Source organism: Pseudomonas viridiflava (assembly GCF_900184295.1).
Lineage (GTDB): Bacteria > Pseudomonadota > Gammaproteobacteria > Pseudomonadales > Pseudomonadaceae > Aquipseudomonas > Aquipseudomonas viridiflava.
The window spans coordinates 2,011,562-2,037,498 of the sequence record NZ_LT855380.1 but is presented as its reverse complement, the minus strand read 5'-3'; the positions used below and the strand labels follow the sequence as shown (position 1 = coordinate 2,037,498).

Genomic DNA, 25,937 nt, shown 5'->3' with positions numbered 1-25,937 from the left:
GCGACCCTTGGTCGCCTTTATTCATTATCACGCTGCGCAAAAACGATCAAAAATCGTCTTCGACCTGCCCGTCCTTGACCTTGAATTCGCGGTTCTGCAGATACGCATTGCGAATGAAGGTGTAACGGTCGCCACTAATCATGCGCTCGGCTGACAACAGGCTGGCGCGGGTATCGACCAGATTCACGCCCAGCGCGGTGTTACGGGTCGGCACGTGGTCGATGTAGCGATATGGCGTGGTGTAGGTGTCTGGAATCTTGGCGAAGGCATCACGCACAGTGCTCGGGCCCAACAGAGGGATCACGACGAAAGGACCGCTGCCGACACCCCAGTGACCGAGGGTCTGGCCGAAGTCTTCGTCATTGCGCTGCAGGCCCATGTGGGTGCCCACGTCGATGAAGCCCAGCAGACCGAAGGTGGTGTTGAAGATCAGGCGGGCGGTGTCGACACCGGCGGCCGCTGGTTTGGCCTGCAGTACGTCGTTGGCAAGGTTGCCTACGTCACCAATGTTGTTGAAGAAATTGTGCACACCGTCCTCGACGAATTGAGGCGCGACGTACTGATAACCCTTCGCCAGTGGCTTGAGTGTGTAGGTATCAACGACATCGTTGAAGCGGAAGATGGCGCGGTTGACGCCTTCCCATGGGTCATCTTCTGCCGCCTGCGCGACAACTGGAACCAGCACCATACCGGCACAGACAGACAACTGAGCCAGACGTTTGATAAAGCCTGCACCGGTCACGGGCATAGCTGACACTCCTGATCTAAATAATGACGCGGGTGCTACGCCCCCACACGCAAGGACCGGCAGTATAAAGCGTTCTGTGACAAATAAGGCAGTTCTGTCGGCAAGGCAATGCAGGTAAAAGCGGTCATCACTCGTTCATCGCAGTGTCACAAAAGGCCTGTAGCGTGCTTTGGTATTTCAGAGAGATCACCATGCTCGCGCCGGTCCTCAACCCGCAACCCTCATTCTCCGCCCTGCTGTTCGGCCTCAGCGGTTGCCTTGTGGACTTTGGTGCGCAGGCCGCCAGCCCTGCTGCCGACCGGGAATGCAATCATGCAGAGGCGACGCCGGGTGCATTGGATGCCCTGCGAAGACTGCGTCAGCAAGGCCTGCCCTGTGCATGGCTGGACGAGTTGCCGGACACACTCAGTAATAAACTCGCTGAACCTTTGAATGACTGGATCATGGCCGCGCCGCGTCCCGCCGCACAGTGGCCTGCGCCAGATGCCTGCTGGACCGCCTTGATGGCTCTGGGTGTGCGCCAACTGGATGGCTGTGTATTGATCAGTGGTGATCCGCGCCTGCTGCAATCGGGGCTGAACGCCGGGCTATGGACGATTGGATTGGCGTCGTGCGGGCCGTTGTGCGGGTTGTCGCCCCTACAATGGAAAGCCCTGAGCGATGCCGAACGCGAACAGCGACGCGCTCACGCCACGTTGAAGCTCTATGCGCTGGGCGTTCACTCGGTGATCGATCACTTGGGCGAGCTGGAGTCGTGCCTTGCAGACATCAGCCTGCGCCGCAGCAAGGGCGAAAAGCCCTGACACACATGCAGCCTGCTCTGGAGTGGATTAGTCTTAAGGCGTCACGAACCTTTAGCCCAGCGGCGTAGTCCATGGGACAGACTTATCATTGAAGGAGCACGTCATGCCTGCCCGCGAACTGCAAGAACAACTCGATACCCTGCGCGAGCAACTGGAGCAGAATCCCCCGCTGTCCGAGGCCGAACGCGACAATCTGCACGAGCTGATGGCACAGATCCAGACCCGAATCGAACTGGAAAACGCCACCCACGAAGACCCAAGCCTGGCCGATGGCGTGAACCTGGCGGTCGAGCGCTTCGAACTGGAACACCCAGCGATCGCCGGCACCCTGCGCAATGTCTTGCAGACATTGGGCAACATCGGGATTTGATGATCGCTGAGAGGCCGCTTTGATCGTGCCCATCGCTCTGCATGGGCATGCGTCACGTGACGCTCTGCGTCACATTCAAGAGCGGACGCGGAGCGTCCTGGGCAGCGTTGCGAACGATCAGTAAGCGGCCCGAACGCCTTACTGCCGCGCCAGCCTACCGTTCTCCACGTCAAGCACTTCGGTACTGCGATACGGGTTGATGTCCAGACCGCCGCGTCGTACGTAACGCGCATACACCGTCAGTTTTTCCGGCTTGAGCAGTCGTTGCAGATCAAGAAAGATCCGCTCCACGCATTGCTCGTGAAAGTCCGAATGCTGGCGGAAGCTGACGATGTAGGCCAGCAGACTCGCATGATCCAGTGCCGCGCCGCGGTATTCGACCACGACGCTGCCCCAGTCCGGCTGACTGGTGACCGGACAGTTGGACTTGAGCAGGTGGCTGTACACGCTTTCCTCGACGATGCGCGACTCATCACAACGCAGCAGTTCAGGTTGCGGCCGATCGTAACTGCTGACGCTGATGTCAAGATCATCGATGCACACGCCCGGCAACGCCGCTACCCCTTCACGCTCGATCTCGTCAAGACTGCGGATGCGCACGCCGACCGGTTTTCCGGCAGCCGCTGAAAGGTCTTTCTCCAGCGTGACCTGTAATTGCTCACGCGTCTCGAACGCAGTCTGGTTGAGCGAGTTGAGGTACAGCTTGAACGACTTGGACTCGATGATATTCGGCGAGTCGGCCGGAATGCTGAACTCGGCAATCGCCACCACCGGCTTGCCCGACGGCAGCAGCCAGGACAGCTCATAGCAGTTCCAGAAATCGACACCCCGATACGGCAGCGTCTCTGCTGTAAGCCCCAGCTCGGCCCATTTCGCAGCGCGCGGAATCGGGAACAGCAAGGAAGGCGTATAGGTGGCGATGTACTCACTGGACTTGCCCAGCGGCGAGTGTTCGGCTGCGGGATGCATGGCGATACCTGGATCATGAATTAACGCGGCGAGTTTATAGGGTTTGCGGCAGGCTTTCAGCGACAATCTCTCGCTCGACGCGGCGCAGCCGGATCATTACAGTCGTGTCAGCTTCACCCCTGATAACGCCGCCTGCGCTATAAAGCCTGCATTGCACTGCACATGACCGCGCCCAATGAAATTACTGATCGTTGAAGACCAATCCAGAACCGGCCAGTTTCTGCGCCAGGGCCTGAACGAAGCCGGGTTCGACACCGAGTGGGTAGCTGACGGCAGCGCCGGTCAGCAGCGGGCCTTGAGTGGCGACCATGCACTGCTGATTCTTGATGTGATGCTGCCGGATTGTGACGGCTGGGAAATCCTTGAATCGGTACGCGCTGCCGGGCTGGATACCCCAGTGCTGTTCCTGACCGCGCGTGATGCCATCGAGGACCGTGTTCACGGCCTGGAACTGGGCGCTGACGATTATCTGGTCAAACCCTTCGCCTTCTCCGAATTGCTCGCCAGGGTCCGTACCCTGCTGCGCCGCGGTGGCAGTGCCGCTGTCGAGACTCATCTGCAGATCGCCGACCTGCGTCTGGATCTGATGCGACGCGAAGTTGAACGCAACGGCCAGCGAATCGTCCTGACCGCCAAGGAGTTCACTTTGCTGGAGTTGCTGCTGCGTCGTCACGGGGAGGTGCTGCCCAAATCTCTGCTGGCAGCGCAGGTCTGGGGCATGAATTTCGACAGTGACACCAACATCATCGAAGTTGCCATCCGCCGTCTGCGGGCCAAGATCGATGACGACTTCCCCGACAAACTGATTCATACCGTGCGCGGCATGGGCTATGTCATCGAAGAGCGTCCACTGTGAATCTACGGCGCCGGTTTGATCGGCTTTCATTACGCAATCGCCTGGCACTGCTGTTTTGCGTCTGCACGGCTGCGGTCTCGCTCACCGCAGGCATCCTGTTCAACCATGCCAGCGAAGCGCATTTCGTCGAACTGGACCGGCAACTGCTCGACGCCCGACTCGCCAGTCTGCGCAGCACATTGCAAGGTGTCGGGACAGCGCAGGATTTCGACCAGCGTCGGCAACTGGCGCTGTCCAGTACAGGACACCAGCCGGACCTGACGTTGCGCATCACAGGCCCTGACGGCCAGATCTGGTTCGATAACCTCTCAACCGCTGCGCCGCTCGATGACGGCCTTCAGACGATCAGCGCTGACCAGACGGCCTATCGCAGCCTTACAGAATCACTGTTGCCGCACAAAGAACATTCACCCAAGGTCACGCTATTGCTGGACATCACCCATCACCAGCACTTCCTGGAGCGAATGCAACACCTCATCTGGCTTACCGTCGGCCTGTCTGCCCTCGCTACCGCGCTGCTCGGTGCCTGGGCCACCCGCAGCGGGCTGAAGCCGTTGCGCAGGATGAGCACTGTCGCGGCCAGCGTGTCGGCCAGTTCGCTGACCACCCGCCTCCCCGAACAGGACATGCCTACAGAGCTGGCGGAACTGACCCGCGCATTCAATGCCATGCTCGGCCGTCTGGACGACAGCTTCCAGCGCCTGTCGGCGTTTTCTGCCGATATCGCTCATGAGCTGCGCACGCCGCTGTCCAACCTGCTGACCCAGACCCAGGTCACCCTCACCCGCCCGCGTGCGCTCGAAGACTACCGTGAAGCGCTGACCGGCAACCTCGAAGAGTTGCAGGGCATGGCGCAAATGGTCAAAGACATGCTGTTTCTGGCCAAGGCCGAGCACGGCCTCTTGCATCCGGCACGCGAAGCGCTGCAACTGGAAAATGAGGTGGATGCCGTACTGGAGTTCTTCGCGCCACTGGCCGAAGACACACAGGTGAGTTTGTCGCGAAAGGGACAGACCACCGTGCACGGTGACGCTGCGCTGCTACGCCGCGTGCTGTCCAATCTGCTGGACAACGCCTTGCGCTTTACCCACCCGGGTGGCTACGTGAAGATCGAGTTGAAGACGTCACCGTCAAGCGTTGCTCTTAATGTTGAAAACAGCGGCACCGATATCGCTGCTGATGCCTTGCCACGCCTGTTCGACCGCTTTTACCGCGAAGACCCCGCCAGACTGGAAAGCAGTGAACATGCCGGGCTGGGTCTGGCGATTACTCGCTCGATCATTCATGCCCATGGCGGCACGATTCGTTGCGAATCGGCCAACGGTGTCACCCGCTTCCTGATCGAACTGCCTGTCTGAGAACAAAAAAGCCGTTGCGGGTCGGCAACGGCTTGAAGTCCCAACGTGAAGATCACTCGTAACGCAGGGCGTGCGCCGGCTCGATCTGCGCGGCGCGCCAGGCCGGATAGACCGTGGCCAGGAAGCTCAGAATGAAACCGGCGCTGCAGATCAGCAACACGTCACCGCCCTGCAGTTCGGACGGCAGGTTGCTGATGAAATACACGTCGGAACTGAAGATGTGCTGACCACTGACCCGCTCGATCCAGCCCACCAGACTGCTGACATTCAGCGCCGCGACGATGCCGAGCACGCCACCGATCAGCGTGCCGACAATACCGATCACCGTGCCCTGCACCATGAAGATCGCCATGATCTGTTTCGGTGTCGCGCCGATGGTGCGCAGGATGGCGATGTCAGCGCCCTTGTCGTTCACCACCATGATCAGCGTGGCGATGATGTTGAACGCGGCCACCGCGACGATCATCAGCAGCAACAGGCCGATCATGGTCTTTTCCATTTTCATGGCGCTGAACAGGCTGCCCTGCGTGTGTGTCCAGTCATCGGCGCGATAACCGTCGCCCAGGCCGCTGGCGATGGCGGTCGACACTTGCGGCGCCATGTACAGGTCTTTCAGCGCGAGACGCACGCCCTGCACCTGATTCGGCTGCCAGCGCTGCATCTGTGCGGCGTCTGCGATGTTGATCAGCGCCATGGAGCCGTCAAGCTCGGCACCGACCTTGAACACGCCAACGACCGTCAGACGCTGCAGACGCGGGGTGATGCCGCCCGGTGCGCTACTGACTTCGGGCACGATCAGGGTCAGCTTGTCACCGACGCTCAGGCGAAAGCGACGGGCCGTGAGATCGCCCAGCACGACGCCAAACTCGCCGGGCTTCAGATCTTCAAGGCTGCCACGCGTGATGTGCTTCGTGACAATCGACACTTCGTGTTCGAGTGCCGGATCAACACCACTGATCTGGATCGGCTGCATCGAGCCCTTGTAGGACAGCATGCCTTCCATGTCGGTGAACGGCACGGCTGCCGTCACTTCGGGATTCTTGAGGGCAGCGGCGGCCAGCGGCTTCCAGTCATCAACCGGCGTCGTGCCAGCAATCACTGCGTGCGGCACCATGCCAAGAATTCGCGAGCTCATTTCACGCTGGAAGCCGTTCATCACCGACAGCACCACGATCATTGCCAGCACACCCAGTGCCAGACCGATCATCGAGGTCATCGAAATGAACGAGATGAAGCTTTTGCGGCGCTTGGCGCGGGTATAGCGCATGCCGATGAAGATGGGTAACGGTCTGAACATTCGCGGAGCACCGTAGAAAAAGTGTAGAACCCGGCGCGATGACTTGCGCCGGGCCGGGTGAATCAAGCCTCGACGAGGCGACCGTCTTCCAGACGCAATACGCGGTCCATCTGTCTGGCCAGGCTCATGTCGTGGGTCACGACCAGAAACGCGGTGCGCGACGAGGTGCTCAGTTCACGCATCAGGTCCTGAATGCCCTGGGCCGTGTGATGGTCGAGGTTGCCGGTCGGCTCGTCGAGCATCACCAGACCCGGCTGATTGACCAGCGCACGGGCAATCGCCACGCGCTGACGCTCGCCGCCGGACAGCTCGGACGGCTTGTGCGCCAGACGATGTCCCAGCCCCACGCGCTCCAACAGCGCAGTGGCGCGATTGCGAGCCTCGGGAATCGCCGTGCGGCCGATCAACAGCGGCATGCAGACGTTTTCCAGCGCCGTGAACTCGGGCAACAGGTGGTGGAACTGGTAGACGAAACCCAGTGCCCGGTTGCGCAGCAGACCACGGGCCTTCTCGCCCAGTGCCGACAGCTCTTCGCCCGCCAGCCAGACGCTGCCTTGCGATGGCGTGTCCAGGCCGCCCAGCAGATTGAGCAAGGTACTTTTGCCGGAGCCCGAGCTGCCGACGATAGCCACCCGCTCACCGGGGTGCAGTTCCAGTTGCAGGCCGGACAATACAACCACTGATTCCGGGCCTTCCTCGTAGGATTTACCCAGGTTGCGGCAACTCAATACAGCTTTATCAGACATGCCCGACTCACTCATAACGTAACGCCTCCGCCGGCTGGGTGCGCGCAGCACGCCAGGCGGGATACAGGGTGGCGAGGAAACTCAGGACCAACGCCGCACCGCAGACCTGGAACACGTCCTGGGCCATCAGTTGCGAAGGCAGGTAATCGATGAAATAGACGTCGGCGTTGAGAAACTTGTGGCCGATCAGCCCTTCAAGCGCCGATATCGCCGCGCTGACATTGAGCGCAGCGAGAATCCCCAGCGCCGCGCCGATCAGGGTGCCAACGACGCCGATCACCGTGCCTTGCACCATGAAGATCGCCATGATTTGGCGTGGCGTGGAACCCAGCGTGCGCAGGATGGCGATATCGCCCTTCTTGTCGTTGACCACCATGACCAGCGTGGAAATGATGTTGAACGCCGCCACAGCCACGATCAGCAGCAACAGCAGCCCGATCATGGCCTTTTCCATGCGGATCGCCTGATACAGGTTGCCGTGGGTGCGGGTCCAGTCACGGGAATAGAAATTGTTTTCGCCCAGCTTCTGAGCGATTTCCCACGAGGTGCGCGGTGCAGCGAACAGGTCTTTGAACTTGAGGCGCAAGCCCTGAACCTGATTGGGTTTCCAGCGATGCAGGCGCGCCAGATCATCAAGATTGGTCAAGCCCAGATAGCCGTCGATCTCGCCAGCGCCGACGTGGAAAATGCCGGTCACTTCGAAACGCTTCATGCGCGGAAACATACCGGCAGGTGTCAGTGAAACTTCAGGCGCCACGAACGTCAGTTTGTCACCGACCGCGACACCCAGCTTGGCCGCTGCCTTGTCACCAATCATGATGCCGAAGCTGCCGGGCTCGAGGCTGTCGAGCTTACCCTGCTGGATGAAGTTGTCGATGATCGACACCTTGCGTTCCTGGGCCGGGTCGATGCCGTTGAGCAGCACTTTCTGCACCTTGCCTTCGTGGGTCAACAGACCCTGCATCTGGGTGAATGGCGCAACCGCGAGCACCTCAGAGTTCTCCTGAACCCTGGCGGCGAGCGCCTTCCAGTCCGTGATCGGATCACCGGACTCGATGGTCGCGTGGGGCACCATGCCCAACACGCGGGTGCGCATTTCATGATCGAAGCCATTCATTACCGATAACACGACTATCATCACCACAACGCCAAGCGCCAGGCCGATCATGGAAGTCAGGGAAATGAAGGAAACAAAATGGTTACGTCGTTTTGCACGTGTGTAGCGCGTGCCGATGAATACAAAAAGAGGTCTGAACATTAGGGACTTTGTTCGCAGGAATGAGGACGTCCGTGTGGCGGGCCTTGACGTGCAGCTTTACACTCGAGACTCTCTGACCACCGCCGCTACCATGGGTTCGCCATGTCGACATTAGATGAAGCAGAACGCCGCGAATACTACCGTATCGATGCCAGCGTCGCACTGGAAATTAACCCGCTGTCCGCAGCCGAGGCCGCCAGCCACGAGGCGATGAAGGAGACCTCGGCGCTGTTCGACCTGCTGAGCGAGCTGCATGTCAGCGAATTCGAATCCCAGCATCTGCTGCGCCAGCTCGACGAGCGGGACCGCGTGCTCAACAGCTTTCTCAAGTCGCTGAACAAGCGCATCGACCTGCTCGGTCAGGTCGTCGCCCACACCGCGTTGGGCAAGCTCGGCACACCGCAGCCGGTCAAACTGTCCGAAGGCGGCATGCAGTTCAATTCGTTGCAAAACTATACGGTGGGCGAAGAACTCTCGATCAAAATGGTGCTGATGCCACAGGCCGCCGGCCTGATGCTGCACGCCAGGGTGACGCAGAGCGATCCGCTGGCTGACGGCGGTTTCGACACCTGGGTCGAGTTCGTGCAGTTGCCTGATGCGCAACGCCAGTTGATTGCCCGTCACGTTCTGCAACGCCAGGCGCAGCAACGTCGCCAGGCGCTGGAGCGAGGCCAGCCCTCAGGCTCATGATTCACCCCTCATCCGATCACACCAGTAGTTGGCGCCTTTCAGGCCAGGAGTAAACGTGACCCTTATCTACGGCCACCGCGGCGCCAAGGGCGAAGCACCGGAAAACACCCTGACCAGCTTTCAGGAATGCCTCAAGCATGGCGTTCGCCGCTGCGAACTGGACCTGCACCTGTCGCGCGACGGGGAACTGATGGTCATCCATGACCCGACCCTCAAGCGCACCACCGACCGGCGCGGCAAGGTCCACGAACACGACGCAGCCGATCTGGTGACCTACGACGCACGCAAGGGCGGACCTGGCTGGGTGAACCCCTGCCCGATTCCGCGCCTGGAAGAGTTGTTCGAACACTGCGACTTCGAGCACTGGCAGCTGGAAGTCAAAAGTGCCTCACGCACCCGTGCCGCAAATACCGTGCTGGCTATTCGTGAAATGGTTCAGCGGCACGGATTGCTGGACAAGGTCACCATCACCTCAAGCTCCCGTGAAGTGCTGCGCGCCGCTGTCGAGCTGACGCCGGACATCTCGCGGGGACTGGTAGCCGAATACGCCTGGCTCGACCCGCTGAAGGTCGCGCAGAACTATGGTTGCGAAATTCTGGCGTTGAACTGGACGTTATGCACCCCTGAGCGCCTGCAAAAGGCACAGCGTCAGGGGCTGCATGTGTCGGTATGGACGGTCAACGAACCGGCGCTGATGCGCAGGCTCGCTGACTTCGGCGTGGACAGCCTGATTACAGACTTTCCCGGTTTGGCCACCGCCACGCTCGGGAATCGCTGAAATCGGTCGCCCCGGCCGGCTCAGGCCACCGGCCGGAGTCGCTCAAAAAAGCCGGTTGAGGCCATCGTAAGCGGCTACCCGATAGGCTTCGGCCATGGTCGGGTAGTTGAACGTGGTGTTCACGAAGTACTTGATCGAGTTGGCTTCGCCCGGCTGACTCATGATCGCCTGACCGATGTGCACAATTTCCGATGCCTGGTCGCCGAAGCAATGCACGCCCAGCACTTCAAGCGTCTCGCGGTGGAACAGGATCTTCAGCATCCCCACGCGTTCGCCGGAGATCTGCGCACGCGCCATGCCCTTGAAGAACGCCTTGCCCACTTCGTATGGCACCTTGGCCTGGGTCAACTCATGCTCGTTCTTGCCGATCGAGCTGATCTCGGGAATGGTGTAGATGCCGGTCGGCACGTCATTCACATAACGCCAGCTGCCATTGTCAACCACACTGCCCGCCGCCGAGCGCCCCTGGTCGTACGCCGCACTGGCCAGACTCGGCCAGCCGATCACATCGCCTGCACCATAAACACTGGCAACGCTGGTGCGATAGGTTTCATCGACTTCGATCTGGCCACGGCCATTGGCCTTGAGGCCGATATTTTCCAGCCCCAGCTTATCGGTGTTGCCGGTACGCCCGTTACACCACAGCAAGGCATCGGCCTTGATCTTCTTGCCGGACTTGAGGTGCAGAATCACCCCGTTATCCAGGCCTTCGACCTTTTCGTATTCTTCGTTGTGGCGAACCATCACGTTGTTATTGCTGAAGTGATAACTCAGCGCCTGCGAAATCTCGGTATCGAGGAAGCTCAGCAACTGGTCCCGGTTGTCCACCAGCTCGACCAGTACTCCAAGCCCGCTGAAGATCGACGCGTATTCACAGCCGATTACGCCAGCACCGTAGATGATCAGCTTGCGCGGGGTGTGCCCCAGGCTGAGGATGGTGTCACTGTCGTAGATACGTTTGTGGCTGAAGTCGATGTCCGCCGGGCGGTAAGGACGCGAGCCGGTGGCGATGATGATCTGGTTGGCGACCAGTTTTTCCATGACGCCATTGGCGCAGACCACGTTGATGCTGTTCTCGTCGGCGAAACTGCCTGTCCCAAAGAACACATCGACCCGGTTGCGGGCGTAGTAGGCAGTGCGCGAGGCCACCTGCTTGGAGATGACCATCTCCGCGTTTTTCAACACATCCGGAAACGAAAACCAGCGCGGCTCGCCAATGGCCCGGAACATGGGGTTGGTGTTGAACTGAATGATCTGTTTGACCGAGTGACGCAGTGCCTTGGACGGGATGGTGCCCAAATGAGTGCAGTTGCCGCCCACTTGCCGACGGCTGTCGACCATGGCGACCTTGCGTCCCGCCTTCGCGGCGTTCATTGCCGCGCCTTCTCCGGCTGGGCCGGAACCCAGTACCACTACGTCGTAGTTGTAGACAGCCATGCGTACTCCTTTAGAACAGTCCGAGGCGCCACTCTGGCATCTCTGGCTAAATCACGCGGCGCAGTCTAGCGCTGCGCCGAGGCGGCGAACATTAACCCTTGGTCGCGTCGAAGGCCACTTTTGTCTGTGCCGCACTTACAGTGGCTGCTCCGTCACGAGTCGGTCGAACGACGCGTTGCTGTGAATGATAAAGCGCTTATCGGCACGAATCACAAAAAAAGCAGCAATTTGATGCTCTTGCGCGTAATTCCATCCCCGCTCCGGCCCGAGAATCAACAACAGCGACGACAGCCCGTCAGCCATCATGGCCGAGGGATGAAGCACAGTCACCGAAGCAAGGGCATGACTCACCGGCAGACCGGTCAGTGCATCGAAGGTACGCGAACGCGCGTGACGACCATGCTCGAAATGATCACGGTAATCACCGGATGTGGAGACACTATAGTCGTCCAGCTGAAAGCTTTTCTGCGCCGTCTCTCGATCGTCTCGAGGCGCTTCCAGCTTGACCCGCCAAGGGGCACCGTCCGGTTTTCGACCCTTGACGCGCATTTCACCCATGGCCTGCACCATATAATCGTGCACGCCGGCCGCGTCCAGAAAACGGGCAATACGATCAACGGTATGGCCCGCCGCCAGGCTGTTGAGGTCCACCTGCACGGCGGCGTCCTTGCACAGTCGCTGACCGTCGATGCGCAGGTTGCGATAACCGATCTGGCCGCGCGCGCGCGTCAGTTGCGGTGCGGAGGGTACCTGCTGTGTCTTCGACGCATGAGCACCAAAACCCCATAGCTCCATCAACGGCTCGACCGTGAGGTCGAACGCCCCGCCGCTGTCCTGCGACAACTGCCTGCCGACGTCGATCAGTTCAAGCACGGCAGGCGGCATGTTCTGACAGCTGTTGGCAGGCAGGAGATTGAAGCGGCTTATGTCCGAATCGAGCCGCCAGGTCGACATTTGCTGATCGACTTCGGCCAGCACGGTCTCGACTTCGGCCTGCAGATGGGCGCGATCAGGCGTTGTGACGTCATGCGCATAAACCACTGAATAGTGATTGCCCATGGTCGGCCCGCCAAAGCTCTCCAGTGCCCGCTGTTGCTCGCAGCCACTGCAGATGACCAGCAACAGGCATACCGCAAACCTGCCCAGCCCTCTTGAACCTATTCCCTGCAAATCAGCTTCCCGCACGTCAGTGTCTTGAATACCCGTTCTGAAGCACTCGCATTCACGACGAAACACCACGAGGCCAAAAGCCTGCAAGAGTGCCTTGCCAGGCAGCGTCGGGCAAGGCCGAAACGGCCATTCACTTCTATCACGCCCTCCATCCTCAATGCCGTTACCACCCAATGTCCGGTAAAGCCCGACAAGTGCCACGGCAATTTCGGACAAGCGGTGACGTCGCTCATAACTCGTCCGGTATAAACAGTCGAGCCATTCAATTAATACGCGTAGTTCTGCATGCTCTCAGCGCTGTCAAGTCCCTGCCAATTAACCGTTAATTCCCGAAACGGTTGTCTTTGAGCTACGTAACACATACTGTTACAAATGTGCATGATGAGCGGGATACATCGCCGTTGTGACGCATGCGGGATAAAAACGACAACGGCCTACAAGCCGATGAGCCTGAGCGAGTAACTAAATGGCCTCCACAACCAGTAAGGGCAAGGCGATCTTTCGCGTTGTCAGCGGTAACTTCCTCGAAATGTTCGACTTTATGGTCTACGGCTTTTACGCCACGGCCATTGCCAAAGCCTTTTTTCCCTCCGACAGCGCTTTCGCGTCCCTGATGCTGTCGCTGGCGACATTCGGCGCAGGCTTCCTGATGCGTCCGCTGGGCGCAATTTTTCTGGGTGCCTACATCGACCGTCATGGCCGCCGGAAAGGATTGATCGTGACCCTTGCCATGATGGCCATGGGCACACTGCTGATTGCCTGTGTACCGGGCTATGCAACGCTGGGTGTTGCTGCACCGTTGCTGGTACTGCTGGGGCGCCTGTTGCAGGGCTTTTCGGCAGGTGTGGAACTGGGTGGTGTTTCGGTCTATCTGGCTGAAATTTCGACACCGGGTCGCAAGGGCTTCTTCGTCAGCTGGCAGTCCGCCAGCCAACAGGCCGCAGTGGTATTCGCGGGCCTCTTGGGTGTTGGCTTGAACCACTGGCTCAGCGCCGAGCAGATGACTGACTGGGGCTGGCGTGTACCGTTCCTGGTTGGCTGCATGATCGTACCGGCCATCTTCATCATTCGCCGCTCGCTGGAAGAGTCTCCCGAGTTCGAAGCACGTACGCATCGTCCAACCCTGCGTGAAGTGGTTCGCTCGATCAGCCAGAACTTCGGCCTGGTACTGGGCGGCATGGCGCTGGTAGTCATGACCACTGTGTCGTTCTACCTGATCACGGCCTACACGCCGACATTCGGCAAGAACGAGTTGAACCTGACAGACCTTGAAAGCCTGCTGGTTACCGTGTGTGTGGGTGTGTCGAACTTCATCTGGCTGCCGATCATGGGTTCGTTCTCGGACCGCATCGGACGCAAGCCACTGCTGATAGCTGCCACGGTGCTGGCCATTGCCACCGCCTACCCTGCCCTGTCGTGGCTGGTAGATCACCCAAGCTTCAGCCACCTGCTGATGGTCGAGCTGTGGTTTTCGTTCCTGTACGGCTCCTATAACGGTGCGATGGTCGTTGCCCTCACCGAGATCATGCCGGTCGAAGTCCGCACCACCGGCTTCTCGCTGGCCTACAGCCTGGCAACCGCGACCTTCGGTGGCTTCACCCCGGCAGCCTGTACGTACCTGATTCATGCGCTGGGCAACAAGGCTGCACCGGGCATCTGGCTCACCGGCGCTGCCGTGCTGGGCCTGGTCGCAACGCTGGTCCTGTTCCGCAAGGGCGGCCAGAAGCTCGAAGCACCTGGCGCTGCAGCGACCGCCTGATTACGGGTCACCGCGCGCAATAAAAAACCCCGGTCTGACATCGTTCAGACCGGGGTTTTCTACATCTGTACCTTGCATTTATTCGCTCCGGGACAGATCAAGCGTCGGCTCTTCAGCGCGCCCCATACCTCGCATGATAAGACGGGGCACCGGTGGCAACCTGCGGATTCCAGTCCGCTGCCTGCCCGCACGCCTTGTCCAAATCAGCCCAGGGATCTGATTTCTCGTACTCGCACGAGCAGCCTTTGGAATGCAGGAACACGGCTCCGCGATCAGCCTCCTCCTGCCCCGCCAGACAGACTCTGCAGGAAACCACACGCCTGTTAAGCCGCCAGCGGCTGTTCCACTTGATGAGATCGTCAATCATCGTCCCATCCCTCCAATAACCCAGTCTTAAGACTGTGAGTGAACACATGCTCGCAAGTTTCTGTATATCTGACCGACGGCCTTTTTTATCACTGCATGGCGGGAAGCGATACCGAGGACAGAATCGGTGATAACGGAATTCTGACCTTGAACGTAGTTCCCATACCGGCAACGGACTCCACATCGATACTGCCCTCGTGGGCACTGACAATGGCGGATGCGATATAAAGCCCGAGCCCCAACCCCGCACCAGCACCGTATTCGACGCCGCCTTCAGCAAGATGCCGAACCATCGGGCTGAAAAGACCGGCCCTGGCACCTTCGTCAATCGGAGCGCCCTCATTGTGGACGGACAGGCAGGCAACGCCCTGTTCGTCGGTCAATGTCACGGTAACGGCCCTGCCGGCGTCGCCATGCTTGATCGCGTTGCCGATCAGGTTGGAAATGACCTGTTCCATCCGGGAACGGTCGAAACTTGCCGCAAGGCGGGGCTCGGACAGCAGGACGATACTGCGGTCAGGATGGTAGGCGCGCGCCTCCTCGACCATGGCTTCACAGGCCTGCGCCAGATCGTCCACCCTCCTGCGCACTGGAATACCCGAGCCCAACTGAGTGCGAGTGAAATCCAGCAGGTCGCCGACGATACTGACTGATCGTTTCACACTGGTGAAAATACGCGACACGTTTTTAATGGCTTTCGGAGGCAGATCACCCGCTCCCAGCAGCACCTCGGCGCTCAGCGAGATCGCGCCCAACGGGCTTCTCAGGTCATGCCCGAGAATTCCGAGAAAGACGTTTCGCGCGGCATCGACCGCCTGCGTGTATGTCACTACCGATTCGGCAAGCGCCTGATCAATCGCCTCGTTGAACCGGACAATGTCCGAAATTTCCTGATCTTTAGCCACGTCTTTGGGCGGCATCCAGAGTATGAGCACGCTCGTACGCAAAGCCCGGTACTCGGCAATCATCTGACCGATCGTGAAGCCCGAGACCTGCCGGGTATCGGCGTGAGTTTCGGCGGCGGTGCGGTTGAGCGAGTCCGGCGCCTCACCATGAGACTTCGAGATTCTCGCCGCGTGGGTCTGCGTGGTGCGCAGATCGGCGGCTATCGTGAGCAACATTTGCTCGGCGTGGTCCCGCAAGGCCGCCGTGTCCATACCCTCTGCTGCCGGGGTCATGGTTTTCGCGAAGTCTTCCCATTGCTGCAGGATGGGCTCGATATTCTGAACGATGAAATCAGCCAACCGCATGCTGTGTACTCCATTACCTGGGGAAGATTGCTCCGCAAAACAGTGTGCGATGCAGGTTGCGATTCAACGCAACTGGACGCGAAGCTACAGGTATTAGGCGCGCACCGGCGATTTATATCGCTTATCACCTCACCCTTTGAGCTGCCACGGCCTGAAACTCATCCACAACAACAGCCCCGGCACCTGCAGCACAATCATCAGTCCCAGCGACCACTGATAGGCCTCGACCGGATGTGCAACGCCGTCAAGGGTCGGCCACAGGTTCAGTACCGCCCCCGCCAGCCACTGCAGAACGAACGCCAGCACGAACACCACTAGGTTGAAGGAAGAGCTCACCCTTCCGGCCAATTCCGGCGGAACCGATTGCGCCACGATGGCGTAGTTCATGGTGGTCGAGGTGCCAAAGAAGCTGAAGCCCATGGCAATCAGATAAGGCGACACCGGCAAACCGCTGATCATGAGCGCCTGAACACCAATGAAGATCGCCATGCCAGCGCCGCAGACCATGATCGGCTGCACGCCGAAGCGGCGCAGATAATCCGTGATGGTGCCGAACGCCAGGGAGCCTGCGACCATCGCCACCGCTCCGAACAGCAGCACGCGGGCCATGGCAGATTCGCTCAGGCCGGCCACGTCATGCAGCCACGGCCCCATCCACAACGACAGCACCGACATGTAGATGGCATGAGCGAACACCGAATACAGCGCCAGTCGCCAGAACGTCCACGAGGCGTACAGCCTGCCGACGGCGGCAAACATGTCGGCAAATCTCGCAGGCCGGGCTTCGTAGGTTCTGGGCACGCTGAAATGAATGATTCCCGCAACGCAGAATGTGAGCAGCGCCAGGATCAGAAACGCCTCACGCCAGGTGAACCAGTCGAGCAGCAAATGCAGTGGCGTGGTGGATGCCATCGCACCGAGGCCGCCAATCGACAGCAGGCAGGCGGTACTCAACGGCAGGCGTTCGACCGGCAGCCAGATGGCGCAGGCCTTGATGGCGCTCATCAACGAGCCCGCTACGCCCAGGCCGATCAATCCACGCCCGATCAGCAGGCCGGTCTCGGTGCTGGACAGGCTGAAGATGATCGAACCCAGCACTGAAAACAGCAGCATCGGCGCCTGCACACTGCGTGGTCCATAACGATCCAGCATCACGCCCAGTGGAATCTGCGCAGCGGCAAAGGTCAGGAAGTACACGCCGGTCAGCAACCCGAGGCTGCTGGCAGGCAGGCTCAGGTCGGCCTGCAGATCCACATAGATCACGGCATTGACGGTACGGAACAGGTAGGAAACGAAATGCCCCAGACCGAAAGGAATGAAGATCGTCAGGAACAGAAAGAAGAAACTGGTTTTGAGTTGTTTTTGCGAGCCGTCCATGACCGAACCATCGTTCATCCGAACCCCCTTCCATGAGCCATTGTCTGCGCGGCTGTCAGCCCAGCGCCGCGGGCGTCGATCTTCCCATGATCTGTCGTCGCAACCAACACGCAAAAAAAGGCCGGACCCTGTTTGCACAGGATCCGGCCCTTTCGTCACACACTACCCGGACTGACCGGGCCGCGCATGCTTACTGCGGGAAGGCTGGCGGATTGACGTCGGCCATGTCTTCCATCACGCGAACCACCTGATGGCTGTAACCGAATTCGTTGTCGTACCAGACGTACAGGACAACGCGGTTATCGTTGACGATGGTCGCTTCGGCATCCACGACACCGGCGTGACGCGAGCCCACGAAGTCAGTGGACACCACTTCCTGCGAGTTCACGAAGTCGATCTGCTTGTGCAGGTCCGAATGCAGCGCCATGTAGCGCAGGTACTCGTTCATTTCTTCGCGAGTGGTCTGCTTGTCGAGGTTCAGGTTGAGAATGGCCATGGACACGTTCGGCGTCGGAACGCGAATCGCGTTGCCGGTCAGCTTGCCGGCCAGCTCAGGCAGAGCCTTGGCGGCCGCCGTGGCAGCACCGGTTTCGGTGATGACCATGTTCAGCGCGGCGCTGCGACCACGACGGTCGCCCTTGTGGAAGTTGTCGATCAGGTTCTGGTCGTTGGTGTACGAGTGAACCGTTTCGACGTGACCGTTGACGATGCCGAACTTGTCGTTGACGGCCTTGAGCACCGGCACGATGGCGTTGGTGGTGCAGGAAGCTGCGGAAACGATCTTGTCTTCAGCAGTGATTTCGCCGTGGTTGATGCCGTGCACGATGTTCTTAAGCTTGCCTTTGCCCGGCGCAGTCAGTACGACGCGGTCGATGCCCGGGCAGGACAGGTGCTGGCCCAGACCGTCGGCATCACGCCATACACCGGTGTTGTCCACCAGCAGAGCGTCCTTGATCCCGTACTGGGTGTAATCCACCTCGGTCGGGTTCTTGGCGTAGATCACCTGGATCAGGTTACCGTTGGCAGTAATGGTGCTGTTGGCTTCGTCGATGGTGATGGTGCCGTCGAACGGACCGTGCACCGAATCGCGACGCAGCAGGCTGGCACGCTTGACCAGATCGTTTTCCGCGCCTTTGCGGACCACGATGGCGCGCAGGCGCAGGCCGTCGCCACCACCGGTTTTTTCGATCAGGATGCGCGCCAGCAGGCGGCCGATGCGACCAAAACCGTACAGCACAACATCAGTACCCTTGCGCGGGCTGGTGTTCTGCTGACCTACAACGCTGGCCAGTTCGTCACGCACAAACTGCTCAGGCGTACGGCCATTGCCTTCGGTCTTGAACTTGACCGCCAGCTTGCCCAGGTCCACCGAAGCGGCGCCCAGTTTAAGCTCGCTCATCGCCTTGATGAGCGGGAAAGTCTCGTGTACGGACAACTCGCTCGCATCGGACTGACGATGGCGCGCAAAGCGGTGAGCTTTGAGAATCGCGATGACTGAACGGTTGATCAGGCTGCGGCCATAGATCGAACTCACCACATTGTTATTGCGGTAGAGCTGACCGATAAGCGGGATCATCGCCTCGGCGAGGGCTTCACGATCGATCCATTCACCAAGACACTGGTCGGGCTTCTGAGTCACGGGAACCTTCCACATGTAGGGGCTGAAAAAAGGGGCTACATTATGACCAAGCCAGTGTTTATGAGCAATGCGCGACTGTCAGATCGTTACGCACTACATAATTTCGGCCCGTAAATACGCGGTAATGGACTGGAAAACTGACAGCCACCACCTTCCCCCGCTACAATCGCCGCCCCTGTCGCAACGCCTGGAGCCTGACCTTCCGTGCCAGTTCTGCGTCTACCGCTTCTTTCTGCCGCTGCAGGCAAACACCACTGGGGCAATCTTCCCGGTGCCGCACTGAGCCTGGCAATCGCCGAGGCGGCCAGCGCTGCAAAGCGCTTCACCCTGCTTCTGACCGCCGACAGCCAGAGTGCCGAGCGGCTCGAACAGGAACTGAAGTTCTTCGCGCCCACGCTGCCGGTTCTGCACTTCCCGGACTGGGAAACCCTGCCCTACGATCTGTTCTCGCCGCACCAGGACATCATTTCCCAGCGTATCGCCAGCCTGTATCGCCTGCCGGAACTGGAGCATGGTGTTCTCGTAGTACCGATCACCACGGCCCTACACAGACTGGCGCCGACTAAATTCCTACTGGGCAGCAGCCTGGTACTGGACGTCGGCCAGAAGCTCGATGTCGAGGCCATGCGCACCCGTCTGGAAGCCAGCGGCTATCGCTACGTGGACACGGTCTACGAGCATGGCGAGTTCACGGTACGCGGCGCGCTGATCGATCTGTTCCCGATGGGCAGCAAGGTGCCTTACCGCATCGACCTGTTCGACGACGAGATCGAAACCCTGCGCACCTTCGACCCGGACACGCAGCGTTCCATCGAGAAGGTCGAATCGGTACGCCTGCTGCCCGCACGTGAATTCCCGCTGAAGAAAGAAGAAGTCACCCGCTTCAAGGCGCGCTTCCGCGAGCGTTTCGATGTCGATTTCCGGCGCAGTCCGATTTTTCAGGACTTGAGCAGCGGCATCACGCCTGCCGGTATCGAGTACTACATCCCGCTGTTCTTCGAGGAAACCTCGACCCTGTTCGACTACCTGCCGCAGGACACTCAGGTGTTCTCGCTGCCGGGCATTGAACAGGCGGCGGAAAACTTCTGGAAAGACGTGCGCAACCGCTACGAAGAGCGGCGTGTAGACCCGTCGCGCCCCTTGCTACCACCCGCCGAACTGTTCCTGCCAGTGGAAGACTGTTTCGCGCGCCTGAAAAACTGGCCGCGCGTCGTTGCCAGCCAGCAGGACATCGAAGCCGGTGGCGAACGCTCGCGTTTCCCCGCGCAGAGCCTGCCGGATCTGGCCATTGAAGCCAAGGCAGTCCAGCCGCTGGCCGCGCTGTCGAAATTCCTCGATGAATTCCCCGGTCGTGTGCTGTTCACCGCTGAATCGGCGGGTCGCCGGGAAGTGCTGCTGGAATTGCTGGAGCGCCTCAAGCTGCGGCCGAAGACGGTCGACAGCTGGCTCGATTTCGTGGACGGCAAGGACCGGCTGGCGATCACCATCGCGCCGCTGGACGAAGGCCTGCTGCTGGAAGACCCGGCCCTTGCGCTGGTTGCCGAGAGCCCGCTGTTCGGCCAACGCGTGATGCAACGCCGTCGTCGCGAAAAACGCACCGATGGCGGCAATAACGACGCAGTCATCAAGAACCTGACCGAGCTGCGCGAAGGCGCGCCGGTGGTGCACATCGACCACGGTGTCGGACGCTACCTGGGGCTGGCCACGCTGGAAGTCGAAAATCAGGTCGCCGAGTTCCTGATGCTGGCGTACGCCGAGGACGCCAAGCTGTACGTCCCGGTCGCCAACCTGCACCTGATTGCACGCTACACCGGCAGCGACGACGAAATGGCACCGCTGCACCGTCTGGGTTCGGAAACCTGGCAGAAAGCCAAGCGCAAGGCCGCCGAGCAAGTGCGCGATGTGGCCGCCGAGCTGCTCGACATCTATGCCCGCCGCGCCGCCCGCGAAGGCTACGCGTTCGCCGATCCGAAAGCCGATTACGCGACCTTCAGCGCAGGCTTCCCGTTCGAAGAGACGCCGGATCAGCAGACCACGATCGAAGCCGTGCGCGCCGACATGCTCGCGCCCAAACCCATGGATCGTCTGGTCTGCGGCGACGTGGGCTTCGGCAAGACCGAAGTCGCCATGCGCGCCGCATTCATCGCCGTTCACGGCGGGCGTCAGGTTGCGATTCTGGTGCCGACCACCCTGCTCGCCCAACAGCACTACAACAGTTTCCGCGACCGTTTCGCCGACTGGCCAGTGACTGTCGAAGTCATGAGCCGCTTCAAGTCGGCCAAGGAAGTCAGCGCCGCCGTCGCCGATCTGGCCGAAGGCAAGATCGACATCGTCATCGGCACGCACAAGCTGCTGCAGGACGACGTGAAGATCAAGAATCTGGGGCTGGTCATCATCGACGAAGAGCATCGATTCGGTGTCCGTCAGAAAGAACAGCTCAAGGCCCTGCGCAGCGAAGTCGACATTCTGACCCTGACTGCAACGCCTATTCCGCGCACGCTGAACATGGCCGTGTCGGGCATGCGCGACCTGTCGATCATTGCCACGCCGCCAGCGCGCAGGCTGTCGGTGCGCACCTTCGTCATGGAGCAGAACAATCCCACGATCAAGGAAGCACTGTTGCGCGAGCTGCTGCGCGGCGGCCAGGTCTACTACCTGCACAACGACGTCAAGACCATCGAGAAATGCGCCGCCGACCTCGCCGAACTGGTGCCGGAAGCGCGTATCGGCATTGGCCACGGCCAGATGCGCGAGCGTGAACTCGAACAGGTGATGAGCGACTTCTACCACAAGCGCTTCAACGTGCTGATCGCCTCGACCATCATCGAGACCGGCATCGACGTGCCGAGCGCCAACACCATCATCATCGAGCGCGCCGACAAGTTCGGCCTGGCGCAACTGCACCAGTTGCGCGGCCGTGTCGGACGCAGTCACCACCAGGCCTATGCCTATCTGCTGACACCACCACGCAAGCAGGTCACCCGCGATGCCGAGAAACGTCTGGAAGCCATCGCCAACACCCAGGACCTGGGCGCAGGCTTCGTGCTTGCCACCAACGACCTGGAAATCCGTGGCGCGGGCGAACTGCTGGGCGATGGCCAGAGCGGCCAGATCCAGGCCGTGGGTTTCACCCTGTACATGGAAATGCTCGAACGTGCGGTGAAGTCGATTCGCAAGGGCGAACAGCCCAACCTCGACCAGCCGCTGGGCGGAGGACCGGAAATCAACCTGCGCGTGCCTGCGCTGATTCCCGAGGCCTACCTGCCCGATGTGCATACCCGCCTGATTCTCTACAAGCGCATTGCCAATGCCGCCGACGAGGATGGTTTGAAGGACCTGCAGGTCGAGATGATCGACCGCTTCGGCCTGTTGCCGGAGCCGACCAAGGCGCTGGTGCGGATCACGCAACTCAAACTGCGCGCCGAGCAACTGGGCATTCGCAAGATCGACGCCGGGCCGCAAGGCGGGCGCATTGAGTTTGCCGCCGAAACGCCGGTCGACCCGCTGACTCTGATCAAGCTGATCCAGAGCCAGCCCAACCGTTACAAGTTCGAAGGCGCCACGCTGTTCAAATTCATGGTGCCGATGGAGCGCGCAGATGAGCGTTTCAACACGATCGAAGCGCTGCTTGAGCGCCTGACCCCGACAACTGCTTGAAGGATTCATCCATGCGTCTGTTTCGCTCATTGTCCCTGCTGCTGGTGCTCGTCGCGCCGGGAGCCTTTGCCGAGGGCACCTATCAGGTGGAGCTGATCCTGTTCCGCCAGAGCGGAGAACCGGCGGCCACGCGTCAGCTCGCGCCCGAAGACTGGGACGCCGGCGCGCAGAAAATCGCCGCAGCCGATGAGCGCAGTCCGGCGCTCAACGATCTGGTCGCCAAATTGCAGGGCAGTGGCAACTACGAGGTGCTGATGCAGCGCGCCTGGCAGCAGACGATTGGCACCGAGCCCGTTAAAATTGCCGTTGCCACCGGCAAAGAACAGCTCGGCCACTTCCCCATCGAGGGCACGGTGAGCCTGGCAATGGATCGTTTCACCGACATCGATGCGCAGTTCTGGGTCAACCAGCTGGACCCGCATGGCGTGGTCCTCAACAGCGAGCGCCTGAAGCAGACCGCCAGGGTCAAGAATGGCGGGCTGAATTACCTGGATAACGGCAATCTGGCGCTGCTGATCAAAGTCTCTCCACTGTGATCGTTACGTATTCAAGGAGCACAGGCGTGCTCCCTTTCTTTTTGAGCATCGCTGCGGCGTAGGGCTTTTTTTAACTTGTCGTCCATTCTCGAAAAAGTCCTCGCCTCGGCCTGGACAGACCTGTTCACTGATCGAACGCTTGAGCGCGGGCGCGACTATGCCCGCCAGAAACGCATCGTGCTGGAAGACTCCAGCCCGCAGATCATCCGTACCGCCTGCCGAGGCTCGGGGCTGGAGATCTACACCCAGACCCTGCTGTTCAAGGATCCGGATCGCTACCGCAATTACCTGACCTGCAAATGCACGTGCCCGGTGCGCAACGACTGCAAACACTGTGTCGCGGCCATGTACTTCCTTGCGGACCCGACCAACCAGCCGTTGCTGCAGGCTGCGCTGAGTACCCACGAGCGGGAGATCCAGGCACAGATCGAGCAGAAGCCAAAACTGCCCGAGCGACTGGTCGACAACCTGCAACCCAAACCACGACTGATTCTGGCCAGCATCGAGTTCAGCGCCTACGAACCGCGCAACGGACGCATGCAACGGCATATTCAGCATCGCGCCGCACTGGCCTTCGCTTACGGCAAGCATTACGCGGTGGGCACGACCAACGTCAGCATTCTGGTGAGTTCGCTGGGCAGCGATCTGGTGAACCAGAAAAGCGACATCATCGAACACACCGAAACCGAAACTCTGCGCATCCGCCGTCAGGGCGAGCAGGAACGGCAGCTGCGCCAGCAACTGACCGATCTGGGGTTCAAGGTTTCCACGCGGCAGAGCAAGGCTCTGCCCGACAGCGCCGGCGACATGTACGAGTTGCCGAACGACAAGGCCTGGCTGCATTTCGTGCTGGACGACCTGCCAAAGCTTCGCGAGCAAGGCTGGGAAATCGAGATTCAGGACGAGTTCGGCTTTGACGTCACGCCGGTTGAAGACTGGTACGCGGTCATTGATGAGGAGAACGAACGCGACTGGTTCGATCTGGAACTGGGCATCATCGTCAATGGCGAACGCCTGAGTCTGCTGCCAATCCTGATCAACCTGATCCGCAGCCATCCCGAACTGATGAGCCCTTCGGCCGTTGCCAAGCGCGGCGACGAAGAACAACTGCTGGTGCAGCTCAATCACTTCACGCAAAGCGGCGGCAGCCCGGTGCAGATCGCCCTGCCCTACGGCCGGCTCAAGCCGGTGCTGGCGACGCTGGGTGACTTCTACTGGCGTCAGGAAGGCAACAACGCGCTGCGCATGAGCAGGGCCGACGCGGCACGGCTGACGCAACTCGAAGACCTGCCGCTGACCTGGCAGGGCGGCGACCGCCTGCGGCACTTTGCCGAGCGCCTGATCAACATCAAGGACGCGCCAGTTGCGGTCCCCGATGGTCTGAACGCGACCTTGCGGCCTTATCAGCTGGAAGGCCTGAGCTGGATGCAATCCCTGCGCGAGCTGGAAGTCGGTGGCGTGCTGGCTGACGACATGGGCCTGGGCAAGACTCTGCAGACGCTGGCGCACCTGTTGATGGAAAAACAGGCCGGGCGTCTGGATCGTCCGGCACTGGCAGTAATGCCAACCAGCCTGATCCCCAACTGGCTGGACGAGTCCGAGCACTTCACGCCAGACCTCAAGGTGCTGGCGCTGTATGGCGCCAATCGCCATCAGGACGCCAGCAACCTGCAGGACTACGACCTGATCCTGACCACGTACGCCTTGCTGCCTCGCGACCTCGAATTGCTGAAATCGCAGTCCTTCCACCTGCTGATTCTCGACGAAGCCCAGTACATCAAGAACCCCAACAGCAAGGCCGCGCAGGCAGCACGTGACCTCAATGCGCGCCAGCGTCTTTGCCTCAGCGGCACGCCACTGGAAAACCATCTGGGCGAGCTGTGGTCGCTGTTCCATTTCCTGATGCCCGGCTGGCTGGGCAACAGCAAGGAGTTCAACAGCAACTACCGCACTGCCATCGAGAAGCACGGCAATCAGGATCGGCTGCAACACCTGAATGCACGCATCAAGCCATTCCTGCTGCGCCGCACCAAGGAACAGGTCGCGACCGAACTGCCGCCCAAGACCGAGATCATTCACTGGGTCGACCTCAACGACGCCCAGCGCGACGTGTATGAAACCGTGCGTCTGGCGATGGACAAGAAGGTCCGCGACGAAATCACTCGCAAGGGTGTGGCCCGCAGTCAGATCATCATTCTCGAAGCGCTGCTCAAGCTGCGTCAGGTGTGCTGCGACCTGCGTCTGGTCAATCCGGACATGCCGGTCAACAGCAAGCAAGGCACGTCCGGCAAGCTCAACAGCCTGATGGAAATGTTCGACGAACTGCTGGCCGAAGGACGCAAGATCCTGCTGTTCTCGCAGTTCACCTCGATGCTGAGCCTGATCGAGGCCGAACTGAAACAGCGCGGCATCCCTTACGCCCTGCTCACCGGCTCGACGCGTGACCGACGTACGCCGATCCACGACTTCCAGAGCGGCAAGCTGCCGATCTTCCTGATCAGCCTGAAAGCAGGCGGTACCGGCCTGAACCTGACCGCCGCCGACACCGTGATTCACTACGATCCATGGTGGAACCCGGCCGCCGAGAACCAGGCCACCGACCGCGCCTATCGCATAGGTCAGGACAAGCCGGTGTTCGTCTACAAGATGATCGCGCGCGGCACAGTGGAAGAGAAAATCCAGCGCCTGCAACGCGAGAAATCCGCCCTGGCGGCAGGCGTACTCGATGGCCGGGCCAGCGGCGACTGGAAGCTGCGCGACGAAGACCTGCAGGCCCTGTTCGCGCCTCTCCCCGCAGCACCCAAGAAGTCCAGAAAATAGCAGCCGAGGGTACAGGCACTGAGCTACTATCGGCAGCGCTTGTACCCTCGACT

General features: G+C 60.2%; 20 protein-coding genes. 10 read left to right on the top strand and 10 right to left on the bottom strand.

Annotation, left to right across the window (positions count from 1 at the left end):
- Positions 1-46 precede the first annotated feature (46 nt).
- On the bottom strand, positions 47-748 hold the full coding sequence (locus CFBP1590_RS09655) for an MlaA family lipoprotein (protein WP_004881035.1): 702 nt from the start codon (positions 746-748) through the stop codon (positions 47-49).
- A gap of 191 nt (positions 749-939) precedes the next feature.
- Between CFBP1590_RS09655 and pcrP the strand changes: the two genes are divergently transcribed.
- Both pcrP and CFBP1590_RS09645 read left to right on the top strand, forming a co-directional pair.
- Entirely contained in the window at positions 940-1,551 is a 612-nt protein-coding gene (gene pcrP / locus CFBP1590_RS09650) for an HAD superfamily inactivated hydrolase PcrP (RefSeq protein WP_025995302.1), read from the top strand.
- Between the two features lie 103 nt (positions 1,552-1,654).
- Complete coding sequence (locus tag CFBP1590_RS09645) at positions 1,655-1,921, top strand: DUF4404 family protein (protein ID WP_004881030.1); 267 nt, start codon at positions 1,655-1,657, stop codon at positions 1,919-1,921.
- 138 nt (positions 1,922-2,059) lie between these two features.
- On the opposite strand, the gene queF is transcribed toward CFBP1590_RS09645, so the two are convergent.
- Positions 2,060-2,890: an NADPH-dependent 7-cyano-7-deazaguanine reductase QueF gene (gene queF, locus CFBP1590_RS09640; protein ID WP_058431247.1), complete on the bottom strand. Its 831-nt coding sequence runs from the start codon at positions 2,888-2,890 to the stop codon at positions 2,060-2,062.
- Between the two features lie 175 nt (positions 2,891-3,065).
- On the opposite strand from queF, the gene CFBP1590_RS09635 reads away from it, so the two are divergent.
- Both CFBP1590_RS09635 and CFBP1590_RS09630 read left to right on the top strand, forming a co-directional pair.
- The gene (locus tag CFBP1590_RS09635) at positions 3,066-3,746 is read left to right on the top strand and encodes a heavy metal response regulator transcription factor (RefSeq protein ID WP_043306664.1); all 681 of its coding nucleotides are present in this window, start codon (positions 3,066-3,068) and stop codon (positions 3,744-3,746) included.
- Complete coding sequence (locus CFBP1590_RS09630; protein ID WP_088234918.1) at positions 3,743-5,104, top strand: heavy metal sensor histidine kinase; 1,362 nt, start codon at positions 3,743-3,745, stop codon at positions 5,102-5,104. Before CFBP1590_RS09635 ends, CFBP1590_RS09630 begins: the two co-directional genes overlap by 4 nt.
- 52 nt (positions 5,105-5,156) lie before the next feature.
- Here CFBP1590_RS09630 and CFBP1590_RS09625 read toward each other — a convergent pair whose 3' ends face one another.
- The 3 genes from CFBP1590_RS09625 to CFBP1590_RS09615 all read right to left on the bottom strand — a co-directional run bounded on the left by CFBP1590_RS09625 (position 5,157) and on the right by CFBP1590_RS09615 (position 8,405).
- Entirely contained in the window at positions 5,157-6,401 is a 1,245-nt protein-coding gene (locus tag CFBP1590_RS09625; protein ID WP_088234917.1) for a lipoprotein-releasing ABC transporter permease subunit, read from the bottom strand.
- 62 nt (positions 6,402-6,463) lie between these two features.
- Positions 6,464-7,147 (bottom strand): lipoprotein-releasing ABC transporter ATP-binding protein LolD, encoded by a 684-nt coding sequence (gene lolD / locus CFBP1590_RS09620; protein WP_179302754.1) that lies wholly within the window; start codon positions 7,145-7,147, stop codon positions 6,464-6,466.
- Positions 7,148-7,154: 7 nt separating this feature from the next.
- Positions 7,155-8,405 (bottom strand): lipoprotein-releasing ABC transporter permease subunit, encoded by a 1,251-nt coding sequence (locus tag CFBP1590_RS09615; RefSeq protein WP_043306661.1) that lies wholly within the window; start codon positions 8,403-8,405, stop codon positions 7,155-7,157.
- 102 nt (positions 8,406-8,507) lie between these two features.
- Between CFBP1590_RS09615 and CFBP1590_RS09610 the strand changes: the two genes are divergently transcribed.
- Positions 8,508-9,095, top strand: coding sequence for a PilZ domain-containing protein (locus CFBP1590_RS09610; RefSeq protein ID WP_043306660.1), 588 nt, complete (start codon positions 8,508-8,510; stop codon positions 9,093-9,095).
- Positions 9,096-9,150: 55 nt separating this feature from the next.
- Positions 9,151-9,873, top strand: a complete 723-nt coding sequence (locus CFBP1590_RS09605) for a glycerophosphodiester phosphodiesterase (RefSeq protein WP_004881009.1) — start codon at positions 9,151-9,153, stop codon at positions 9,871-9,873.
- A 42-nt stretch (positions 9,874-9,915) separates the two neighbouring features.
- Here CFBP1590_RS09605 and sthA read toward each other — a convergent pair whose 3' ends face one another.
- Together sthA and CFBP1590_RS09595 are read right to left on the bottom strand one after the other, a co-directional pair.
- The gene (gene sthA / locus CFBP1590_RS09600) at positions 9,916-11,310 is read right to left on the bottom strand and encodes a Si-specific NAD(P)(+) transhydrogenase (RefSeq protein ID WP_025995295.1); all 1,395 of its coding nucleotides are present in this window, start codon (positions 11,308-11,310) and stop codon (positions 9,916-9,918) included.
- Positions 11,311-11,445: 135 nt separating this feature from the next.
- Complete coding sequence (locus CFBP1590_RS09595) at positions 11,446-12,432, bottom strand: FAD:protein FMN transferase (protein WP_058431245.1); 987 nt, start codon at positions 12,430-12,432, stop codon at positions 11,446-11,448.
- 514 nt (positions 12,433-12,946) lie between these two features.
- On the opposite strand from CFBP1590_RS09595, the gene CFBP1590_RS09590 reads away from it, so the two are divergent.
- Positions 12,947-14,239 carry an MFS transporter gene (locus CFBP1590_RS09590; RefSeq protein ID WP_029242973.1) on the top strand — a complete coding sequence of 431 codons (1,293 nt, stop codon included), beginning with the start codon at positions 12,947-12,949 and terminating at the stop codon, positions 14,237-14,239.
- A 455-nt stretch (positions 14,240-14,694) separates the two neighbouring features.
- Here the strand turns inward: CFBP1590_RS09590 and CFBP1590_RS09580 are convergent, their stop codons facing one another.
- From CFBP1590_RS09580 to CFBP1590_RS09570, 3 genes are all read right to left on the bottom strand, one after another.
- Positions 14,695-15,855 (bottom strand): sensor histidine kinase, encoded by a 1,161-nt coding sequence (locus CFBP1590_RS09580; RefSeq protein WP_088234915.1) that lies wholly within the window; start codon positions 15,853-15,855, stop codon positions 14,695-14,697.
- A gap of 129 nt (positions 15,856-15,984) precedes the next feature.
- A complete protein-coding gene (locus CFBP1590_RS09575) occupies positions 15,985-17,250 on the bottom strand; it encodes an MFS transporter (RefSeq protein WP_088234914.1) in 1,266 nt (421 codons plus the stop codon).
- Positions 17,251-17,422: 172 nt separating this feature from the next.
- Positions 17,423-18,886, bottom strand: coding sequence for a glyceraldehyde-3-phosphate dehydrogenase (locus CFBP1590_RS09570; protein ID WP_088234913.1), 1,464 nt, complete (start codon positions 18,884-18,886; stop codon positions 17,423-17,425).
- 189 nt (positions 18,887-19,075) lie between these two features.
- On the opposite strand from CFBP1590_RS09570, the gene mfd reads away from it, so the two are divergent.
- The 3 genes from mfd (at position 19,076) to CFBP1590_RS09555 (ending at position 25,884) form a co-directional block, all read left to right on the top strand.
- Positions 19,076-22,528: a transcription-repair coupling factor gene (mfd, locus tag CFBP1590_RS09565; RefSeq protein ID WP_029242969.1), complete on the top strand. Its 3,453-nt coding sequence runs from the start codon at positions 19,076-19,078 to the stop codon at positions 22,526-22,528.
- 11 nt (positions 22,529-22,539) lie between these two features.
- Entirely contained in the window at positions 22,540-23,064 is a 525-nt protein-coding gene (locus tag CFBP1590_RS09560; RefSeq protein WP_057411090.1) for a CsiV family protein, read from the top strand.
- 75 nt (positions 23,065-23,139) lie between these two features.
- A complete protein-coding gene (locus CFBP1590_RS09555; protein WP_043306655.1) occupies positions 23,140-25,884 on the top strand; it encodes a DEAD/DEAH box helicase in 2,745 nt (914 codons plus the stop codon).
- Positions 25,885-25,937 lie beyond the last annotated feature (53 nt).